The sequence below is a fragment of the Serratia sp. OS31 genome, from assembly GCF_014164835.1.
Classification (GTDB): Bacteria; Pseudomonadota; Gammaproteobacteria; order Enterobacterales; family Enterobacteriaceae; genus Serratia; species Serratia liquefaciens_A.
This window is the reverse complement of record NZ_JACJFQ010000032.1, coordinates 1-21,456: the sequence shown is the minus strand read 5'-3', so window position 1 is coordinate 21,456 and position 21,456 is coordinate 1. Positions and strand designations below refer to the sequence as shown.

The window sequence follows — 21,456 nt, the reverse complement described above, 5'->3', positions numbered from 1 at the left end:
ATCAGTCGGCCAACTCCAAAATTCTCGCTACCAGCTGCGAGAAGCTTAAACCAGACTGGCGCGCTGCCATCGGCACCAGGCTATGACTGGTCATGCCTGGCGAGGTATTCACCTCAAGCAGATAGAAGCTGCCATCACTATCCTGCATCACATCAACGCGGCCCCAGCCGCTGCAGTCCAGCCCACGATAAGCGCGTAACGCCAGAGCCGCCATTTCGGCTTCCTGTTCCGCACCCAGGCCGCTCGGACAGAAATACTGGGTATCGTCCGAGATGTACTTGGCCTGATAGTCGTAAAACACGCCGGCCGGCTGAATGCGAATGGACGGCAAAACCTGATCACCCAGCATCGCAACCGTGTATTCCGGACCGCTCAGCCACTTCTCGACCAGCACGTCGTCGTCATGGCGGAAACCTTCTTCCAGAGCCGCTTCAAGAGCGCCACGCTCGGTGACTTTGCTCATACCGACGCTGGAACCTTCACGGCTCGGCTTGACGATCAGCGGCAGGCCCAAGGCCTCTACGCGCGCGATCAGCGCCTCTTTTTCTGCACCGGCATACTGCTGACGGTTCAGCGCAACATAAGGTGCCACCGGCAGGCCCATCGATTGCCACACCATCTTGGTGCGCCACTTGTCCATGGTCAGTGCCGAAGCCATCACGCCACTGCCGGTATAAGGCAGTTCGAGGAACTCCAGCATGCCTTGCAGGGTACCGTCTTCACCGCCTCGGCCATGCAGCGCGATAAACACTTTGGTAAACCCATGTTCTTTCAACTGGGTGACCGGGAAATCGCGGATATCGATGCCGTGAGCGTCGATACCGGCTTCACGCAGCCCGGCCAGCACGGCGGCGCCGGATTGCAATGACACTTCACGTTCAGCGGAGGTTCCACCCAGCAGTACGGCGACTTTATCGGCCATGATGTTCCTCCTCTTTTTTCTGTGGCTGCAGCTTCAGCTCAGCCAGTTTGCGAGCGACTTTACCCACGTTGCCGGCGCCCTGCACCAGCACTAAATCGTCTGCTTGCAGCAACCCTGCCAGGGTTTCCGGCACGGTATCCGCATCGGAAACCAAAATCGGATCCAGCTTGCCGCGGCTGCGGATCGTGCGGCACAGCGAGCGGCTGTCCGCCCCCGGGATCGCCGTTTCACCGGCAGAGTAAACATCCAGCATCAGCAGCACGTCCACCTGCGACAGCACGTTGGCAAAATCGTCGTACAGATCGCGAGTACGCGTGTAACGGTGCGGCTGGAAAATCATCACCAGACGCTTGTCTGGCCAGCCTGCACGTGCGGCTTTCAGCGTCGCGTCGACCTCGGTCGGGTGGTGACCATAGTCGTCCACCAGCATCGCACTGCCGCTTTTGCCGTTTACCGGCTCCAGCGGGAACTCGCCAAGGAAATCAAAGCGGCGACCGGTCCCCTGGAAGCTGGCCAACGCGCTGAGAATATCTGCGTCGTCAATGCCTTCTTCCGTTGCAACCGCGACTGCCGCCGCCGCGTTCAACGCGTTGTGACGACCCGGCGCATTCAGCGTCACCGTCATCAGCGGCTTGTCCTGGCGGCTCAGGGTAAAGTGGCCCTGGGCTCCAACCTGACGGTAGCTCTCGATGCGAACGTCGGCATCGTCGCTGAAACCGTAAGTGGTGATATGGCGACCCACGCGTGGCAGCAATTCACGCACCACCGGATCATCAATACACATCACCGCACGGCCGTAGAACGGCAGGTTGTGCAAAAAGTTGATAAACGTCTGCTTCAGGTTTTCGAAGTCGCCCTGGTAGGTCTCCATATGGTCGGCCTCGATATTGGTGACAATCGCCACCATCGGCTGCAAATGCAGGAACGAGGCATCGCTCTCATCCGCTTCCGCAATCAGGTAACGGCTGGAGCCCAAACGCGCATGAGTTCCTGCCGCTTTCACCAGCCCGCCGTTAACAAAGGTCGGGTCCAGGCCGGCTTCGGCATAAATGCTCGACACCATCGCCGTGGTCGTGGTCTTGCCATGCGTGCCTGCAACGGCAATGCCATGGCGGAAACGCATCAGCTCGGCCAGCATCTCTGCGCGACGGATCACCGGAATACGCGCTTCGCGAGCAGCGACAATTTCCGGGTTGTCGGCAGAAATAGCGGTAGAAACCACGACTACGCTGGCATCCAGTACGTTCTCCGGACGGTGATGGAAGTAAATCGTCGCCCCGAGCGCGCTCAACTGCTGGGTTACCGGATTCGGTGCCAGGTCGGAACCGCTGATCTGATAACCCTCATTGGCCAACACTTCGGCGATACCACCCATGCCGGCGCCACCGATGCCGACAAAGTGAATGTGCCGGACGCGTCGCATCTCGGGCACGATAGTACGTAGTTTCGCCAGTTGTTGTGTATTCATCACTCTCTCTAATCCGGGTCCGGCATGCCGGCCCCCTACATGACATTCTTTAATTCAGGCCCGGCGAACCGGACCCCTGCATATTATTTGGCGACGCGCACCAGCTCCGCCGCTACGCGCTCGGTAGCATCCGGAATGGCCACTGCACGGGCCTTTTCGGCCATCGCCAACAGCGCCGGACGATCCCAGCCAGCCAGCAGCTCCGCCACTACATCAGCGTTAAACTGTGGTTGTTCGATAATCTTCGCCGCGCCGGCTTCTTCCAGCGGGCGGGCATTCCAGTACTGCTGGCGGTCTTTGTGCATGAAAGGCACAAATATCGCAGGCAGCCCCGCCGCAGCGAGCTCACTGACCGTCAGTGCACCGGAGCGGCAAACCACGACATCAGCCCAGGCGTATGCGGCCGCCATGTCATCAATAAACTCGGTCACCTTGTGCTGCGTCTGCCCTACCCTCTCGTAGTCGCGCAACACATTTTCCAGCGCACCTTTGCCTACCTGATGCCAGAGCGTAATTCTATCGCCCAATCTCGCCGCGACTTCAGGAACTGTCTGATTCAGCACGCGGGCACCCTGACTGCCGCCAATTACCAGCACGCGAATGGGTCCTTCACGCCCCGTCAATCGCTCTGCCGGCAGCGGCAGCGCCAATACGTCGGTGCGTACCGGGTTGCCCACCACGTCCGCATTGGGGAACGCGCCAGGGAAGGCCTGCAGGACTTTCCTGGCAATGCGCGCCAACCAGCGGTTGGTCAGCCCGGCAATGCCGTTTTGTTCGTGCAGCACCACCGGGATGCCACAAAGCCATGCTGCCAAACCGCCAGGACCGGAAACGTAACCGCCCATTCCCAGCACCACGTCCGGTTGGTAGCTGCGCATAATCGCCTTCGCCTGACGTACGGCTTGCCAGATACGCAGCGGCGCGCTCAACTGGGCCTTCAGCCCTTTGCCGCGCAGGCCGGAAATGCGGATGAAATCAATCTCGATCCCGTGCTTTGGCACCAGATCGGCTTCCATTCGGTCTGCGGTTCCAAGCCAGCGCACCTGCCAGCCCTGCGCCATCAGATGATGTGCGACCGCCAGCCCCGGGAACACGTGTCCGCCGGTACCGCCTGCCATCACCATTAAACGCTTAGGTTTCCCGCTCATCCCTTACCTCTTCACAAACGCCTGGGCTTTAGCCAGACGCGTTTCATAATCAATACGCAGCAACAGCACGATCGCCGTCGACATAATCAACAGGCTCGAACCGCCGTAACTGATCAGCGGCAGCGTCAGACCTTTGGTCGGCAGCATACCGGCAGCAGCGCCGACGTTGACCAGTGCCTGGAAGCTGAACCACACGCCGATGGAGCAGGCCAGAAAGCCAGAAAAGCGCTGATCAAGCTCCAGCGCACGACGGCCAATCGACATAGCACGAAAAGCGACGCAGAATACCATTAACAATGCGAAAACCACACCGATATAGCCCAGTTCTTCGCCTAAAATCGAGAAGATAAAGTCGGTGTGCGCTTCCGGCAAATACTCGAGTTTCTGCACCGAATTACCCAGCCCTTGTCCCCAGAACTCACCACGGCCAAAGGCCATCAGCGACTGGGTCAGCTGGTAGCCGCTGCCGAACGGATCGGCCCACGGGTTCCAGAACGAGGTGACACGGCGCATACGGTAAGGTTCGGCGATGATCAACAGCACCACCGCGAAGGCTCCGGAACCGATAATCGCCAGGAATTGCCACATTTTCGCGCCGGCCAGGAACAGCATCGCCAGCGTGGTAATAAACAGCACCACCACGGTACCCAGATCTGGCTGAGCCAGCAGCAGCACGGCCAACACCACCATGACGCCCATCGGCTTACAGAAGCCCCAAAAGTTGCTGCGCACCTCTTCTACTTTGCGCACCAGATAACTCGCCAGGTAACAAAACAGCGACAGCTTGGACAGCTCTGCCGGCTGAATACGCAGCGGCCCCAGCGAGATCCAGCGCGATGCCCCGTTTACCGAGCTACCGACCACCAATACGATCAACAGCATCACAATCGACAGCAGCAGCATGATGTTGCTATAGCGCTGCCAGACTTCCATCGGAATGCGCAAGGTCACCATCGACAGACCGAACGCCAGCCCGAGATACAGCGCGTCACGCTTGGCGAACAAGAATGGATCGTCCGCCAGGCGCTGACCGATCGGCATTGAAGCCGAAGTCACCATCACAAAACCAATAATGGCCAACCCAAAGGTCAGCCACAGCAGGGTACGGTCATACAGCACCATATTGGCCGAATCGTTATCTCGCGATCCCGCTACCCAGTTTTTAAAGAGCTCTGTCAGCCCGAAGTTAGGCAAGCGTAGTCTCATCCGCCAAGCTCCTGTGCCAAACGGGCAAACTCGTCGCCGCGAACTTCAAAATTGCGGAACTGATCCAGGCTGGCACAGGCGGGTGACAGCAACACCATATCGCCAGGTTGCACCCGGCCGGCTATCGTCTGCATCGCCTGTTCCATGGTCTCGGTCAGCGTAGCGACCTCCGGCCGCAGCTGAGCCAACTGTTCGCCATCGCGGCCGAAACAGTAAAGGCGAACGTTATCGCCTTGCAGGTAGCGCGCCAGCGGGGAGAAATCGGCCGATTTGCCGTCGCCGCCCAACAGCAGGTGCAACGTGCCGTCCACCTGCAGACCATTCAACGCCGCTTCGGTACTGCCAACGTTGGTGGCTTTAGAATCGTTAATCCAGCGAACGCCGTTATGTTCCCAGGCCAATTGGAAGCGGTGCGCCAAGCCGGTATAAGTGGTCAGTGCTTTCAGACTGGAAGCACGCGGGATGTTCACCGCATCGGCCAGTGCCAGCGCTGCCAACGCATTGGTGTAGTTATGGCGGCCAGTCAGCTTCATTTCGCGGGTGTTCAAGATTTTCTCGCCGCGCACGCGCAACCAGGTTTCGCCCAGTTGGCGGTTCAGGTGATAGTCGCCCACATCGGCGCCAAAGCTGATGCAACGTTCATCCGCCCCGCGAATCGGCATCGTCAATGCGTCATCGGCATTGACTACGCACAGGCTGGCATTTTCATAGACCTTCAGCTTGGCGGCACGGTATTGCTGCAGCCCAAACGGATAGCGATCCATATGATCTTCGGTGACATTCAAAATGGTCGCCGCCGCCGCGTGCAGGCTGTAAGTGGTTTCCAGTTGGAAACTCGACAGCTCCAGCACGTACAGCTGGCACTCCTGGCGCAGCAGGCTCAAAGCAGGCAGGCCAATGTTGCCACCAACGCCCACCGCCCAACCTGCGGCTTTCGCCATTTCACCCACCAGGGTGGTGACGGTACTTTTCCCGTTGGAACCGGTAATCGCCACGATAGGTGCCTGGGCTTCACGGCAGAACAATTCGATATCGCCGACAATCTCTACGCCCGCCTCAGCAGCAGCGCTCAACGCCGGGGTCGCCAAGGCCATACCTGGGCTGGCGACGATCAAATCCGCCGCCAGCAGCCAATCCTGATTCAAATCACCCAGGTGACGCTCAACGCTTTCAGGCAGCTTGTCCAGCCCTGGAGGTGAAATGCGGGTATCCATAACGCGTGGCGTTACGCCACGCGCCATAAAGAAATCAACACAGGACAGGCCGGTGAGGCCCAGCCCGATGATGACCACTTTTTTACCCTGATAATCCGCCATAGTTACCGCACCTTCAGCGTCGCCAGGCCAATCAGCACCAGCATCAGCGAAATAATCCAGAAGCGCACGATCACGCGTGGTTCCGGCCAGCCTTTCAATTCATAGTGGTGGTGAATCGGTGCCATGCGGAAAATACGTTGTCCGCGCAGCTTGAACGACCCCACCTGCAAAATCACCGACAGCGTTTCAACCACGAACACGCCGCCCATAATCAACAGCAAAAACTCTTGGCGCAGCAACACCGCAATGGTGCCCAACGCGCCGCCCAGCGCCAACGAACCCACGTCGCCCATGAAGACCTGAGCCGGATAGGTGTTGAACCACAAAAAGCCCAGGCCGGCACCGACAATGGCGGTACAGACGATCACCAGTTCGCCGGCGTGGCGCAGATACGGAATATGCAGGTAGTTGGCGAAGTTCATGTTACCGGTCGCCCAGGCTACCAGCGCAAAACCGGCGGCCACGAACACCGTCGGCATAATCGCCAGGCCGTCCAGCCCGTCGGTCAGGTTGACCGCGTTGCTGGTCCCCACGATGACAAAGTACGCCAGCAGCACGTATAACAGGCCAAGCTGAGGCATGATGTCCTTAAAGAACGGCACAACCAGCTCGGTGGCTGGCGTGTCTTTTCCTACGGCATACATGGCGAAAGCAACCACCAGCGCAATCACCGACTGCCAGAAGTATTTCCAGCGGGCGATCAGCCCTTTGGTGTCTTTGCGCACCACCTTGCGGTAATCGTCAACGAAGCCAACGATGCCATAACCCACCAGCACGAACAGCACGCACCAGACATATGGGTTGGACGGATAAGCCCACATCAGCACCGAAACGGTGATGGAAGTCAGGATCATGATGCCGCCCATGGTCGGCGTGCCGCGTTTGCTGAAATGCGACTCTGGACCGTCGTTACGCACCACCTGGCCGAAGGACATCTCCTGCAGGCGTTTGATCACCCGCGGCCCCATCCACAAGGAGAGGAACAGCGCGGTCAGCAGGCTGACAATGGCTCGGAACGTCAGGTAGGAAAAGACGTTGAAGCCGGAATAATATTTGACCAAATGTTCGGCCAGCCAAACTAACATGGTGCTTTCTCCTGTAACGCGCGTACTACCTGCTCCATTGCGGCACTACGTGAACCCTTGATTAACACGGTAATTACCGCATGTTCCGACAGTAATTCCGCCACGCGCGCGGTCACCGCTGCCTTATCCTGAAAATGTTCGCCGTTAGCGGAGGCTGCAATCAGCGCTTGGCTCAATGGCCCTACGCCCAGCACCTTATCGATCCCCGCCAGCCGAGCCGCTTCGCCCACCTGACGATGGCACTCTTCAGCTTCCGCCCCCAGCTCTGCCATGTCGCCAACCACCATCACGCGGTAGCCTGGCATTTCCGCCAGTACCTGCGCAGCGGCGGTCATCGAACCGACGTTGGCGTTGTAGCTGTCGTCCAGCAGCAGCTTGCCGGCAGCCAGCGCAATGGGGAACAAACGCCCCGGCACCGCCTGCAGTTGCTTGAGTCCCTGACGCACGGCCTCGAGCGATGCCCCGGCCGACATTGCCAGTGCCGTTGCCGCCAACGCGTTGGCGACGTTATGACGCCCTGGCAGTGGCAGCGCGATAGGCGCAGTACCGAACGGGCTATGCAACGTAAACTGTGTGCCTTCACCGTTGACCTGCACGTCGCTGGCGAAGAAATCGACGCCTTCTGCCGCCTGCGGAGAGAATCGCCAAACGGTTTTCCCCTCCAGCATGCTCTGCCAGTGCGGCCAATCGTTGTTGTCGGCGTTGATGATCGCCACGCCGTCAGCCGGCAAGCCGGTAAAAATTTCGCCTTTCGCCTGAGCAACACCGGCCAAAGAACCAAAGCCTTCCAGATGAGCAGCCGCCAGGTTATTCACCAGGGCGGTCTGCGGACAAGTTAATGCGGTGGTATAGGCGATTTCGCCAATGTGGTTAGCGCCAAGCTCAATCACCGCAAAGTCGTGCTGCGGCTGCAAACGCAGCAGCGTCAAAGGCACGCCGATGTCATTATTGAAATTGCCGGCGGTATAAAGCACTTCGCCGCACTCACGCAAGATAGCGGCGGCCATCTCTTTCACCGAAGTCTTGCCCGATGAGCCGGTTAACGCCACGACTCGGGCCGGTACCTGCTGGCGAACCCAGGCAGCAAGCTGGCCTAACGCCAGACGAGTGTCTTTCACCACCAGTTGAGGGACATCCACCAATAAGCGCTTACTTACCAGCAGCGCCCCGGCACCTGCGGCTACCGCATCAACAGCAAAATCGTGAGCGTCGAAACGCTCACCTTTCAATGCCACAAACAGGCAACCAGCGGTTACCTGGCGGGTATCTGTCGTCACCTCAACGATTTGGCAATCGGCGCCGATCAGCTCAGCGCTCAATACGTCGGCCAGTGCCTGAAGGGAGACAGGGATCATGCTACTACCCCCAGCAAACGCGCGACGGTAGTGCGATCGGAGTAATCCAGACGGCGATTCCCCACCAGTTGGTAATCCTCGTGGCCCTTACCGGCTACCAGCACCACGTCTTGTTCTTGCGCCTGCATAATCGCGCTGGTTACGGCTTCCGCACGGCCGTGGATCACCAGGGCACGCCCGGCATCCAGCAGGCCGGTCAGGATATCGGCGATAATCGCCTGCGGCTCTTCGGTACGAGGGTTATCGTCGGTAACAACGACGCGATCGGCGAACTGTTCGGCGATGCCGCCCATCAGCGGACGCTTGCCCTTGTCGCGATCGCCGCCGCAGCCAAACACGCACCATAACTGCCCCTGGCAGTGCAGGCGCGCGGCTTCCAATGCTTTTTCCAGCGCGTCCGGGGTGTGGGCATAATCGACCACCACCGTCGGTTTACCCGGCGCGTTGAAGACTTCCATTCGGCCACACACGGGTTGCAGCTGATTGCCGGTGGCCACCAGTTCATCCAGTGGATACCCTAACGACAGCAGGGTCGCCAACGCCAACAGCAAGTTGCTGACGTTAAACGCCCCCATCAGGCGGCTTTCAATCTCACCGTCGCCCCAGCTTGAGCTGAAGTGGATCGTGGCGCCGTTATCGTGATAGTTAACCGCGGTGGTTTTCAGCCAGCGGCCGTGGCAGCCAGGCTGCAGGTTGTCCTGCATGGTGACAGCGACCGCATCCGGCAATTGGCTCAGCCAGCGCTGACCGACTTCGTCATCGGCATTGATAATCGCCTGACCCACTTCGTGACTGGCGAACAGCGACCACTTGGCCGCTTCGTAATTGGCCATGTCACCGTGGTAGTCCAGGTGATCGCGGCTCAGGTTGGTGAACACCGCAGCGGCAAACGGCAGCGCCGCCACGCGGTTTTGCACCAGGCCGTGGGAAGAAACTTCCATCGCTGCAAAGGTAGCGCCGCGATCGACCAGCTCGTTTAATACGTGTTGAACATCAACCGCAGAGCCGGTGGTATTCTCAGTCGGGCAAACCTGGCCCAACAAACCATTGCCGACGGTGCCCATCACGGCGCTGGTCTCACCCAGCAGTTGGCCCCACTGCGCCAGCAACTGAGTCGTGGTGGTTTTGCCGTTGGTGCCCGTGACGCCGACCAGACGCAGACGTTCCGCCGGTTCATGATAAAAACGCCCGGCCAGTGCGGAAAGGCGCTGGTTGAGCTGGCTCAGGTAAATCACCGGTACGCCGTGCATTTGGGTGATAGCGCCGTCTTCGGCCTGGCCTTCAGCTTCGGCAATCACAGCGGCTACGCCCTGCGCGATGGCCTGCGGAATATAGCGGCGTCCATCCGTTTGATGGCCGACAACGGCGACAAACAGATCCCCGGCAGCCGCAATACGGCTGTCTAATGTCATTTCCCGCAGCGCGCGCCCGGGAGCCGTTGGCACCCACGGAGCGAGTAAATCGCGCAAATTACGATCTGCCACCTGAACCCTCTTTTCTGTTAGTTACAAAATCGCTTTTCTCAGCGGTAGGCAACGCATCCGGCTCAACGTTCATGGTGCGCAATACGCCGCCCATGATGGCGCCAAACACCGGTGCGGAGATCGCACCACCGTAGTATTTCCCACCCTGCGGGTCGTTGATTACCACCACCAGAGCAAAACGAGGATTACTGGCCGGCGCCACGCCGGCGGTATAAGCGATGTATCTGTTGACGTATTTGCCGTCTGGGCCCACCTTTTTGGCGGTACCGGTTTTGATGGCAATGCGGTAACCCTTGATGGCCGCCTTCACCCCGCCGCCGCCCGGTAAGGCAACGCTTTCCATCATGTGCACAACGGTGCGCACCAGAGGTTCTGGGAAGACGCGTTCACCGGCAACCGGTGGGTCAACTTTGGTAATCGACAGCGGGCGATAAACGCCCAGGCTGCCGATCGTTGCGTAGACTCGCGCTAACTGTAACGGGGTTACCATTAGCCCATAGCCGAAAGAGAAGGTGGCCCTCTCTATGTCAGACCACCGTTGTTTTTTTGGGTATATGCCACTGCTTTCTCCGACCAGCCCCAAATTGGTCGCTTTTCCCAATCCAAAACGAGAGTAAGTATCTACTAACGCTGAGGACGGCATCGATAACGCCAGCCGTGAAACGCCGACGTTACTCGACTTCTGCAAGATCCCGGTCAGGGAGAGTTCCGCGTAACGCGCAACGTCCCTGATTTCCTTGCCGTTGATACGGTAAGGGACGGTATTCAGCACGCTGTTTTCTTTCACAATACCGTGCTGCAATGCCGTCATGACCACCATAGGTTTTACGGTGGAGCCAGGCTCAAAAATATCGGTGATAGCCCGGTTACGCATGGTTTCTTTCGGCGTACCGGCCATATTGTTCGGGTTGTAAGACGGGCTGTTGGCCATCGCCAACACTTCGCCGGTATTCACGTCCACCAGCACCGCCGTACCGGATTCAGCCTTGTTGAAGGCCACGGCGTTGTTGAGTTCGCGGTAAACCAATGCCTGCAAGCGCTCATCGACGCTCAACACCAGGTTATGCGCGGCCTGACTGTCCACCGAGGAGATATCCTCGATGACCCGGCCAAAGCGGTCTTTACGCACGGTTCTCTCGCCCGGTTGCCCGGTCAGCCAGCGGTCAAAGCTCTTTTCGACGCCTTCAATCCCCTGACCGTCAATGTTGGTCACGCCAATAATGTGCGAGGTCACCTGGCCGGAAGGATAGTAGCGACGGGATTCCTGACGCAGGTAAATCCCCGGCAGTTTCAACTTGCGAATGTAGTCGCCGATCGCCGGGTTCACCTGGCGAGCCAGGTAGACAAAGCGCCCTTTCGGGTTGGCGTTGATGCGGGTAGAAAGCTGATCCAGCGGAACATTCAGCGCATCGGATAGAGCCTTCCAGCGACTGTCCAGCGTGATACCACCACGCTCATTCAGCTCTTTCGGGTCCGCCCAGATTGCATTCACCGGCACACTTACCGCCAGCGGGCGACCTGAACGATCGCTGATCATGCCGCGCGCAGTCGGTACTTCCTGCACGCGCAGTGAACGCATGTCGCCTTCTTTCACCAGGCGGTCCGGGTTAATCACCTGCAGATAAGCTACCCGCAGCATCAGCCCTACCAACGCCAGCAAAATACAGCCGCACAGCAACGCAAAACGCCAGCTTACAAAGCTGGCCTGATCTTCCTGGCGTTTCAACTTACCGGGGCGTGCTGCTTTCATGCGTTCCCTTTCTACTCCGTGTAATGATTTCAGTTAAACCATTCATTGTTTAACGATGATATTTTCCTGAGATGGATCAACATGTTGCATCTGCAGCTTTTCCGTTGCGATGCGTTCTACCCGACTGTGATCCCCAAGGGCATTCTCTTCAAGAATCAGGTTGCGCCACTCAATGTCCAGCGCGTCTCTCTCCAGAACCAACTGCTCGCGCTCGGCAGTCAGCAAGCGAGTGCGGTGCGCGGTGGTCACGACGAAAACCGCAGACACCAACGAAGCAATCAGCAAAATCAACGGGATCTTGGCGTTACGCAGCAGATCGCCGCCAATAACTCCGACCAGACCGTGTCGCTCGTTACCAATCACACCGGCATCCTCTCGGCAATACGCAGCACTGAGCTACGTGCTCGTGGGTTTTCCGCCACCTCAGCATCCCCAGGCATCATCTTGCCCAGCGCTTTCAGCGTGCGTCCGCCCATACTGCGCAGTTGCTCTTCCGTCAGCGGGATACCGGCCGGCACCTGAGCACCGCGGCTATGGTGGCGCATGAAGCGTTTAACGATGCGGTCTTCCAGCGAGTGGAAACTGATGATCGACAGGCGGCCCTGCGGGGCCAGCACTTCCAGCGCGCCGTCCAACGCACGTTCGATCTCTTCCAATTCACTGTTGATGTAGATACGGATCGCCTGAAAGCTGCGGGTTGCCGGGTGCTTGTGCTTATCCCGGAACGGGCTGGCGTTGGCGATCAAATCGGCCAGCTCTTTGGTACGGGTCATCGGCTCGACGAGATTTCTTTCCACGATGGCGCGAGCGATACGCTTGGCAAAACGCTCTTCGCCGAAGGTTTTCAGCACCCAGGCGATATCGTCTGCTTCCGCTTTCATCAGCCACTCGGAGGCTGACTGACCGCTTGAGGAGTCCATGCGCATATCCAGCGGGCCGTCACGCATGAAGGAGAAACCGCGTTCCGCGTCATCCAACTGCGGTGAAGAAACCCCCAGATCGAGCAAAATGCCATCAATTTTCCCCACTAATTCGCGTTCCCGCACATAGTGCGACAACTCTGAAAACGGGCCGTGTACGATGCTGAAACGAGGGTCATCAATAGACTTGGCGGCTGCAATCGCCTGTGGGTCGCGGTCAATTGCCAACAAGCGTCCTTCCGGCCCAAGCTGGGACAGAATCAGACGCGAATGGCCACCGCGGCCAAAAGTACCGTCGATATAGATGCCGTTACTGCGAATGTTGAGGCCGTTAACCGCCTCATCCAACAGTACGGTAGTGTGTTTATAGTTTTCCAACATGCTTATAGCGACAAGTCCTGTAGCCGCTCAGACAACGGTTCCTGAGTCGACTGTTCTGCGTCAATATCATCCTTGACTTGTTGATACCAGGTCTGTTCATCCCACAGTTCAAACTTGTTGAACTGCCCGACCAGCATCACTTCTTTGGTAAGCCCGGCGTGCTGACGTAACGTAGTGGCTAACAGCAAACGGCCGGCGCTGTCCATCTGACACTCACTGGCATGACCCAACAGCAGGCGCTGAACGCGACGCTCGGCGGGATTCATACTCGACAGACGGGATAACTTTTGTTCAATAACTTCCCATTCGGGCAGTGGGTAGAGCAGCAGGCAGGGCTGGTGGAGGTCAATGGTGCAAACCATTTGGCCTTGCGATTGCTCGTTCAGCAAATCCCGATATCGGGTGGGTACGGCAAGCCGCCCTTTGCTGTCGAGGTTAACCATCGTTGCTCCACGGAACATACCTGAGTTACCCCTTCACGACCGTTTTCACCACTTTACCCCACAAATTCCCACATAATGGAGTTTACGGAGGGTATGAAAACCTTGTCAAGCCAGAGCGCCGGCGCTTTGGCAATATTTCTTCGGTCATTTTGGGAGCTGACTCGCGAAAGGAACGCTATTTATTAGATGATTAAAAATTAACATCATGATAAACGGGGAGAATTTTCTAAGCGGAAAGAGCCTGATTAAAAACCTGACAAATTGGCGATTAATTAACTCAATACTTCCTTCTGCAATCGATGTCTCATTTTTCAGCTCGGCAATCACATCGCAGTAACCGAGCGCGAGCCGCGCCAGACAAGGCTCGGCGTTGACTCACTCTACAAAGGAAATGCGGCGTAAGCCATTGAGTTAATAACGCACAACGGTTATTTATCCTCAAACCGGGCGCTATTTTACTTCAATTAAAGTGCCACTGATAAGCCAAATGGAAAAATAAATTGCTCGGATATTACGAGGCGAGTTAATTTCGATTCAAATCAATTTAGTAAGATTACTCCCAAAATACCTGTTTACAATTATGGTTTCATTTCCTTACATGATTAATGACCACAATTTTTACTGTGTAAAACGGCTTTATGACCAAAGATTATGCAACTAATTGTTTTTAATAGAATAGTTAAGAATAATCCATTTTTAATCCCTTCGCGCCACATTCTGCCGCCAGTCCTCAGCACAAAAACCACCCAACGCCAACAAATAAAAATATTCAGCTACTTATCCAATACAAGCTGGCAATGTAAACTACATATGAAATAAAAAACCAGAATTAACAACCAAAATTAATTAAATTAACAGAATTTTAACCAAGATACCGGAGATTGCACCATGCTCTCGCCTGCCACTCACTGGCGCAGTGCCGCCGCCGATACCTTTGCTTTGGTGGTGTATTGCTTTATCGCCGGTATGGCGATAGAAATTCTGGTCTCCGGCATGAGCTTTCAACAGTCGCTCTCGTCCCGCTTGCTGTCGATTCCGGTAAATATCCTGATCGCCTGGCCCTATGGGCGCTATCGGGACCTGTTTATCCGCATCGCCAGGCGTTCTGATCGATACCCCTTTTTATTGCGTAACCTTGCCGATCTGCTGGCCTATGTCAGTTTCCAATCGCCGGTTTATGCCGCCATCCTGTGGAGCGTCGGTGCCGACGGGCAGCAAATCATAACGGCCGTTGCCAGCAATGCTGTGGTATCGATGGCGATGGGGGTGGTGTACGGATATTTTCTCGAGTACTGCAGAAGGCTGTTCAGGGTAACGGGCTACGTATAACGGTGAGTTTGAAACAGGAGCGCAGCTAAGCGCCCCTGCGATAGGATTATTTTCGGCTCAGACTGCCGCGGCGGAACAGATTGCGGCGAATACGCGTCAGGCCCGGTTTAGGCTTACGCGGTTCATCCAGACTGGCCAGCACCAGCTCCAATACACGTTCTGCCACGTCACGGTGACGCTGCGCAACCGCCAGCACCGGACACTCCAGGAAGTCCAACAGCTCATGGTCACCGAAGGTGGCGATCGCCAGATCGGTCGGCAAGCGGCCACGCTGCTTCAAGGTCACGTCCATCACCCCTTGCAGCAAAGAGAATGAAGTGGTGAACAGCGCCTGTGGCATCGGATGGGTCTTCAGCCATTCGGCAAACAGCACGCCAGCAGCCTCGCGCTCATAGCTATTGGCATACAGATAATCGACATGCCGCTCGTCATCCTGCCAGGCCTGACGGAAACCCTGTTCACGCAGGAAGCTGACGGAAAGCTCCGGCAACGCGCCCAGATACAGCACCGACTCTGCAGGGAAAGTACGCAGTTCCTGCGCCAGTGCGAAGGAATCCTCCTGATCGGCCCCCACCACGCTGATGAAATGCTCGCGATCCAGCGCACGGTCCAGGGCAATAATCGGCAGCGGATCGTTGGCCCAGCGCTGATAGAACGGGTGCTCCGGCGGCAAAGCGGTAGAAACGATCAGCGCATCGACCTGACGTTGCAGCAGATGCTCGATACAGCGCATTTCGTTATCCGGCTGATCTTCCGAGCAGGCAATCAACAACTGGTAGCCGCGTTGGCGCGCCTGACGCTCCAGATAGTTGGCAATACGGGTATAGCTGGTGTTCTCCAGATCCGGTATCACCAGCCCGATCGATCGGGTTCGCCCGGCGCGCAGCCCTGCCGCGACGGCATTTGGGTGATAGTTGTGCTCCCTGACCACGGCCATCACTTTCTCGACGGTTTTATCGCTGACACGATACTGCTTCGCCTTGCCGTTGATGACATAACTGGCCGTAGTGCGCGAAACGCCCGCGAGACGCGCGATTTCATCCAGTTTCACGTTAACCCCTTAATGACGCTGAAAATAGAAGTGAAAACCATGCCCGGATTAACCATCGCATCCTGTGCGGTTATTCAATCCAGCCTCTGCGATCTAACAGCAGAAAACTCTGCCTAGCAACCGCTTTTGCCGAAAGGTGCCAGCAAACGGGCAAAAAACGCCGAAAAACAAAGGGCGCAGCCTGGCCGCGCCCTCAGATTACGCCAATCTCACTCCTCAGCGCATGATTTTATCGCCGCGCGATACGCCGACCACGCCGGAACGCGCCACTTCGACAATTTCGGCCACTTCACGCACCGCGCTCAGGAATGCATCCAGCTTATCGCTGGTGCCGGCCAGTTGAACGGTGTACAGCGTAGCGGTAACGTCAACGATCTGACCGCGGAAAATATCGGCACAGCGCTTCACTTCCTCACGCCCGTAACCGCTGGCCTGCAGCTTCACCAACATGATTTCACGCTCGACGTGTGCACCCTGCACCAGCTCGCTGACGCGAAGCACGTCCACCAGCTTATGCAGCTGCTTTTCGATCTGCTCCAGCACCTTTTCATCGCCGACGGTTTGGATCGTCATGCGCGACAGCGTAGGGTCGTCGGTCGGCGCAACCGTCAGGCTTTCAATGTTGTAACCACGCTGAGAGAACAAACCCACCACACGCGATAACGCACCGGATTCGTTTTCCAGCAAGACAGATAAAATTCGGCGCATGATCAGGTCCTCTCCGTTTTGCTTAGCCACATTTCGTCCATGCTTCCACCGCGGATCTGCATTGGGTAAACATGTTCGGTCTCATCGACGGTCACATCGACAAATACCAGGCGCTCTTTTTCGGCCAGCGCCTGCGCCAGTTTGCTTTCCAGTTCATCCGGCGTACGAATGGCGATGCCCACATGACCGTAAGCCTCCGCCAGCTTGACGAAGTCCGGCAGGGAATCCATATAGGACTGGGAGTGACGGCCAGAGTAGATCATGTCCTGCCACTGCTTCACCATCCCCAGATAGCGGTTATTGAGGTTCACTACGATCACCGGCAGGTTGTACTGCAATGCGGTGGAAAGCTCCTGGATATTCATCTGGATACTGCCGTCGCCGGTCACGCACACCACGGTTTCATCAGGCAATGCCAGCTTGACGCCCAGCGCGGCAGGCAGGCCAAAGCCCATGGTGCCCAGCCCGCCGGAGTTGATCCAACGGCGTGGCTTGTCGAACGGGTAGTAAAGTGCGGCGAACATCTGGTGCTGGCCAACATCGGAGGTGACGTAAGCGTCGCCCTTGGTCAGCCGATGCAGGGTTTCAATCACGGCCTGTGGCTTGATGGTGCCGCTGTTTTTGTCGTAGCCCAGGCAGTCGCGCGCGCGCCACTGTTCAATAGACTGCCACCAATCGCGCAGCGCATCGTGATCCTGCGTTTTGTCCTCCTGCGCCAACAATTCCAGCATCTGGGTCAGCACCTGCCTGGCATCGCCGACGATCGGGATATCGGCATCCACCGTCTTGGAGATTGAGGTAGGGTCGATATCGATATGCAGTACGGTGGCATCCGGGCAATATTTCGCCAGGTTGTTGGTGGTGCGGTCGTCAAAGCGCACGCCGACGGCAAAGATCACGTCAGAGTGGTGCATGGTTTTGTTGGCTTCGTAAGTTCCGTGCATACCGAGCATGCCGACGCTCTGGCGGTGCGTGCCGGGAAACGCGCCCAATCCCATCAGGGTGCAGGTAACCGGTAAATTCAGTTTTTCCGCCAGCTCCAACAGTTCGACGTCACAGGCCGAATTAATCGCGCCGCCACCGACGTACATAACGGGCTTCTTGGCCGTAAGGATAGTTTGCAATGCGCGTTTAATCTGCCCGCGATGGCCCTGCACCGTCGGGTTATAGGAGCGCATGCTCACTTCCTGCGGGTAGGCATAAGGCATTCTTACCGCCGGGCCAACGATGTCCTTCGGCAGATCAATCACCACCGGCCCAGGGCGACCGGTAGAGGCCAGGTAGAAAGCTTTCTTCAAAATGCCGGGAATATCTTCGGTGCGCTTCACCAGGAAACTGTGTTTGACCACCGGGCGAGAAATCCCGACCATGTCGCACTCCTGGAAGGCATCGTAACCAATCAGCGAGCTGGGGACCTGCCCGGAAAGCACCACCATCGGGATGGAGTCCATATAGGCTGTCGCAATACCGGTGATCGCGTTGGTCGCTCCCGGGCCTGAGGTCACCAGAACCACCCCGACTTCACCGGTGGCGCGCGCATAGCCATCGGCCATATGCACTGCACCCTGTTCATGGCGCACCAATATGTGATCGATGCCTCCGACCGTATGCAGGGCATCGTAAATATCGAGTACCGCCCCGCCCGGATATCCGAATACATGCTTAACGCCCTGATCGATCAACGATCGGACGACCATCTCGGCTCCTGACAACATCTCCATGGGTTTGCCTCCAGGCTTACTTATTCTTGTCTGGCGCCGGAACGTAGCGCCTGCTGTGGGGCATTGCCCCAAAGTTTTTGTGGATTGGTTCTAACTGATTAACATAACGTCAGAATATTGGGCAGGCAAACAGCAAAAAGACTTGGCAATAGAGTGGTTATTGCCAAGCGGCTGGAGATCCGGGGTTTACAGAAACAATGCACTAGTCGCTAGCGGCTCGGGCTAGGCATTGTTCCAATCAGGCGAGGAATTACAGAACTATATCAGGCAAGAATTACGCTGTTTTTTTCGCCGAACACTCCGTCCGGCGACAGCCTCTGAGCTAATCCTGGTACATGGAGTCAATTTCACGCTGATAGCGCTGTGAAATTACCTTACGTCGCAGCTTCAGCGTTGGCGTCAGCTCACCCAACTCCATCGAGAAGGCGGCAGGCAACAAAGTAAACCTTTTTACCTGTTCAAACCGCGCCAGCTCTTTTTGCATCTCACGCAGGCGGCTTTCAAACATCTCCAGAATATGGCTGTTACGCAACAGCTCGATCCGATCCTGATACTTGAGATTGATGGATTTCGCATACTCTTCCAGGGATTCAAAGCTAGGCACGATCAGGGCGGAAACGAATTTACGCGCATCGGCGATGATCGCCACCTGCTCGATAAAGCGATCCTGCGCCAGCGTGCCTTCCAGCATCTGCGGAGCTATGTACTTGCCGCCGGAAGTTTTCATTAAATCCTTCAGGCGTTCGGTGATAAACAGGTTGCCGCCTTCGTCCATGGCGCCGGCATCGCCGGTCTTCAACCAGCCATCCTCGGTAAAGGAAGCGGCGGTTTCCAGCGGTTTATTGAAATAACCGCGCATCACCACCGGCCCACGCACCTGAATTTCATTCTCCTCGCCAATGCGCACTTCTACCCCCGGCAAGGGCTTGCCAATAGAGCCAAAGCGGAAATTGCCCTCTTCCCAACAGGAAACGGTGGCGCAGGTTTCGGTCATGCCATAGCCGTATTTGATGTTAACGCCCATCGCCTGGAAAAACAGGATGACATTGTCATCCAGTTTGGCGCCCGCAGCCGGCAAGAAGCGCACTCGTCCACCAAGGATACCGCGCAACTTGCTCAGCACCAGTTTATCGGCCCAGCGATGAGAAAGATCGAATAGCTTGCCCAATGGCTTGCCGGCGCGCTCCTGCAGGAACTTGCGCTCACCGCAGACAATCGCCCAATGGAACAATGCCCGGCGCAGCCAGGGCGCGCGCGCGACCTTTTCATGCACTGCACTGAAGATTTTTTCGTAAAAGCGCGGCACCGCGCACATCAGCGTCGGACGCACCGCCGCCATGGCTTCGCGCACCCAATCGGTATTCGGTAAAAACACGTTTTGCGCGCCAGAGTGCATGATGAAGAAGCTCCAGGCTCGTTCAAACACGTGTGACATCGGCAGGAAGCTGAGAGACACATCCTCTTCATTCACCGTCAGCCGCTCATCATGCAGATAAAGCTGTGCGGCCAGATTTCGGTAATCCAGCATCACGCCCTTGGGTTCGCCGGTAGTGCCGGAGGTATAGATCAGCGTGAAGAGATCCCTCAGATCGCAATCGGCTATGCGTTGCTGCAATTGAGATGAGAAAGCCGGCACGTCGACTTCACGTTCAAAGGTACTCAGGTGTTGGGCGATCTCACAGCCATGCAGGTCGACGCCATCATCAAATACAATAATGTGGCTCAGTTGCGGACACACACCGCGTAGGGCAATGGCGGCATCCAATTGAGCCTGCTCGCCGACGAACAGAATACGGATATCGGCATCATTGATGATAAAAGCCGCCTGGGCCGGCGTGTTGGTGGCATACAGCGGCACGCTCACGCCACGTAATTGCAGAATGGCCAAATCCGCCAGCGACCAGGCCATGCAGTTATTGGCAAAAATCGCGATACGTTCCTGCACGTCGGCACCCAATGCCAACAGCGCACTGGCGATGAGATTGATATGCGTATCGACCTGCTTCCAGGTCATTTGTGTTTCCCCTTGGGGAGACCATTGGCGAAAAGCAGTGCGATCGGCACGGTGAGAAATTTGGTGCTGTATACGGTGAGTCAAATGGTATTGCAGCAGATTATTGATCATAGCGCTCTAAGCCTGAAATGAATCAAACAGTTAGCCAAGTGCGGGATAACCTCCCCTCACATCTCAGCTTACACGTGTTTACTTTTTTTCGCGCAGTCTACCTACTCTCAGGCGGCGGGAAAAGAGATTTCAGCGTAGAAGTGTGAGCCAAAACTCAGGTTAATTTCACCGCGTCTCACCGTTGGACAAAAAGGGGAGGAAAAGGTTTTATCCAGGCCACAAAATGCAAGACCGAAAGGCCTACTCTGGAACAGAGATAAAAACCAAATATGAATAAAATTTCAGTATATAATTTTATGTCGATATTTTTTGATAAAACTGTCTAACTTATTCTAAATGAATTAATTCAGAGCGTTTAAATAAAGAAAACCCTTAGATAATGCCAAGATAATTCTTAATAAATCGGCAGTGTAAATTACCCCCCAATGGGACATTACCACCATGGGGGTAATAATAGACTGATTTACTCTGGCATATCAGACTGGCCAAGCTGGGTTTTCATCCATTGATGCCCCTTATCGCGCTCTGCCGATTCATGCCAAGAGAGGTAGCAGGTGACTTTGTTTTCACTCCATGGCAATGGAACAAACTGCAATTGTAATGCTTCCGACTGTTGCCGGGCCAACCATGCCGGAACAATAGCGATCATGTGAGTATTGGAAACCATGTTCAATACGCTGTATAAATCTGTGCATTGCTGTGCCACAAGGCGCTGCATTGCCTCTTCTATATAGTAAGGTTTGCTAAAAGAGTAAAAACTCTCTAGTGAAACTACAGCATGCTGCTCGACCATAATCTGTTCAGGCGTAATGTCTTTTTCAATTCTGGGATGTTTTCTGGCGGTAACCAACACTAACTCATCGTCGAAAAGCGCCACACTTTTAAACTCTGCCGGCTCAAAGCGGGCATAACCAATCACAAACTCGACCTCCTGATAGCGTAATTGATTGTCTATATTATTACTTATATAGGATTTTATTTTTAAGTGAGTTTGCGGGGCAATTTTCTTCAAATGATTGATTATTCCGGCCCCCAGTCGCAGAT

At 56.2% G+C, this 21,456-nt stretch carries 18 protein-coding genes; 1 reads left to right on the top strand and 17 read right to left on the bottom strand.

Features of this window, described 5'->3' with window-relative positions:
• Position 1: 1 nt before the first annotated feature.
• From H5P17_RS21505 to mraZ, 12 genes are all read right to left on the bottom strand, one after another.
• A complete protein-coding gene (locus H5P17_RS21505; protein ID WP_044554176.1) occupies positions 2-922 on the bottom strand; it encodes a D-alanine--D-alanine ligase in 921 nt (306 codons plus the stop codon).
• Entirely contained in the window at positions 912-2,390 is a 1,479-nt protein-coding gene (gene murC, locus H5P17_RS21500) for a UDP-N-acetylmuramate--L-alanine ligase (protein WP_044554175.1), read from the bottom strand. Before murC ends, H5P17_RS21505 begins: the two co-directional genes overlap by 11 nt.
• An 83-nt stretch (positions 2,391-2,473) precedes the next feature.
• Positions 2,474-3,538, bottom strand: a complete 1,065-nt coding sequence (gene murG, locus H5P17_RS21495; RefSeq protein ID WP_182825119.1) for an undecaprenyldiphospho-muramoylpentapeptide beta-N-acetylglucosaminyltransferase — start codon at positions 3,536-3,538, stop codon at positions 2,474-2,476.
• 3 nt (positions 3,539-3,541) lie between these two features.
• Positions 3,542-4,744 carry a cell division protein FtsW gene (ftsW, locus tag H5P17_RS21490; protein ID WP_044554173.1) on the bottom strand — a complete coding sequence of 401 codons (1,203 nt, stop codon included), beginning with the start codon at positions 4,742-4,744 and terminating at the stop codon, positions 3,542-3,544.
• Positions 4,741-6,060, bottom strand: a complete 1,320-nt coding sequence (murD, locus tag H5P17_RS21485; protein WP_182825117.1) for a UDP-N-acetylmuramoyl-L-alanine--D-glutamate ligase — start codon at positions 6,058-6,060, stop codon at positions 4,741-4,743. The genes ftsW and murD overlap by 4 nt, the downstream gene beginning before the upstream one ends.
• Positions 6,061-6,062: 2 nt before the next feature.
• Positions 6,063-7,145 (bottom strand): phospho-N-acetylmuramoyl-pentapeptide-transferase, encoded by a 1,083-nt coding sequence (mraY, locus tag H5P17_RS21480; RefSeq protein ID WP_012005208.1) that lies wholly within the window; start codon positions 7,143-7,145, stop codon positions 6,063-6,065.
• Complete coding sequence (gene murF / locus H5P17_RS21475; RefSeq protein WP_182825115.1) at positions 7,139-8,500, bottom strand: UDP-N-acetylmuramoyl-tripeptide--D-alanyl-D-alanine ligase; 1,362 nt, start codon at positions 8,498-8,500, stop codon at positions 7,139-7,141. The genes mraY and murF overlap by 7 nt, the downstream gene beginning before the upstream one ends.
• Positions 8,497-9,984, bottom strand: coding sequence for a UDP-N-acetylmuramoyl-L-alanyl-D-glutamate--2,6-diaminopimelate ligase (gene murE, locus H5P17_RS21470; protein ID WP_044554170.1), 1,488 nt, complete (start codon positions 9,982-9,984; stop codon positions 8,497-8,499). Before murE ends, murF begins: the two co-directional genes overlap by 4 nt.
• Complete coding sequence (locus H5P17_RS21465) at positions 9,971-11,734, bottom strand: peptidoglycan glycosyltransferase FtsI (RefSeq protein WP_044554169.1); 1,764 nt, start codon at positions 11,732-11,734, stop codon at positions 9,971-9,973. Before H5P17_RS21465 ends, murE begins: the two co-directional genes overlap by 14 nt.
• Before the next feature lie 42 nt (positions 11,735-11,776).
• Positions 11,777-12,097, bottom strand: a complete 321-nt coding sequence (gene ftsL, locus H5P17_RS21460; protein ID WP_012005204.1) for a cell division protein FtsL — start codon at positions 12,095-12,097, stop codon at positions 11,777-11,779.
• A complete protein-coding gene (gene rsmH, locus H5P17_RS21455) occupies positions 12,094-13,035 on the bottom strand; it encodes a 16S rRNA (cytosine(1402)-N(4))-methyltransferase RsmH (protein WP_020825204.1) in 942 nt (313 codons plus the stop codon). The genes ftsL and rsmH overlap by 4 nt, the downstream gene beginning before the upstream one ends.
• A gap of 2 nt (positions 13,036-13,037) precedes the next feature.
• The gene (mraZ, locus tag H5P17_RS21450; protein WP_041414198.1) at positions 13,038-13,496 is read right to left on the bottom strand and encodes a division/cell wall cluster transcriptional repressor MraZ; all 459 of its coding nucleotides are present in this window, start codon (positions 13,494-13,496) and stop codon (positions 13,038-13,040) included.
• Between the two features lie 870 nt (positions 13,497-14,366).
• On the opposite strand from mraZ, the gene H5P17_RS21445 reads away from it, so the two are divergent.
• Positions 14,367-14,807 carry an L-alanine exporter AlaE gene (locus H5P17_RS21445; RefSeq protein ID WP_044554167.1) on the top strand — a complete coding sequence of 147 codons (441 nt, stop codon included), beginning with the start codon at positions 14,367-14,369 and terminating at the stop codon, positions 14,805-14,807.
• 46 nt (positions 14,808-14,853) lie between these two features.
• Here the strand turns inward: H5P17_RS21445 and cra are convergent, their stop codons facing one another.
• The 5 genes from cra to H5P17_RS21420 form a co-directional block, all read right to left on the bottom strand.
• Positions 14,854-15,858, bottom strand: a complete 1,005-nt coding sequence (gene cra / locus H5P17_RS21440; RefSeq protein WP_020825201.1) for a catabolite repressor/activator — start codon at positions 15,856-15,858, stop codon at positions 14,854-14,856.
• 216 nt (positions 15,859-16,074) lie between these two features.
• Positions 16,075-16,566, bottom strand: a complete 492-nt coding sequence (ilvN, locus tag H5P17_RS21435; RefSeq protein ID WP_004932806.1) for an acetolactate synthase small subunit — start codon at positions 16,564-16,566, stop codon at positions 16,075-16,077.
• A 2-nt stretch (positions 16,567-16,568) separates the two neighbouring features.
• Complete coding sequence (ilvI, locus tag H5P17_RS21430; RefSeq protein ID WP_182825113.1) at positions 16,569-18,287, bottom strand: acetolactate synthase 3 large subunit; 1,719 nt, start codon at positions 18,285-18,287, stop codon at positions 16,569-16,571.
• 322 nt (positions 18,288-18,609) lie between these two features.
• On the bottom strand, positions 18,610-20,412 hold the full coding sequence (locus tag H5P17_RS21425; RefSeq protein WP_182825111.1) for a long-chain fatty acid--CoA ligase: 1,803 nt from the start codon (positions 20,410-20,412) through the stop codon (positions 18,610-18,612).
• Between the two features lie 463 nt (positions 20,413-20,875).
• The coding region (locus H5P17_RS21420; protein ID WP_255477976.1) for a LysR substrate-binding domain-containing protein at positions 20,876-21,456 on the bottom strand (581 nt) is incomplete at its 5' end.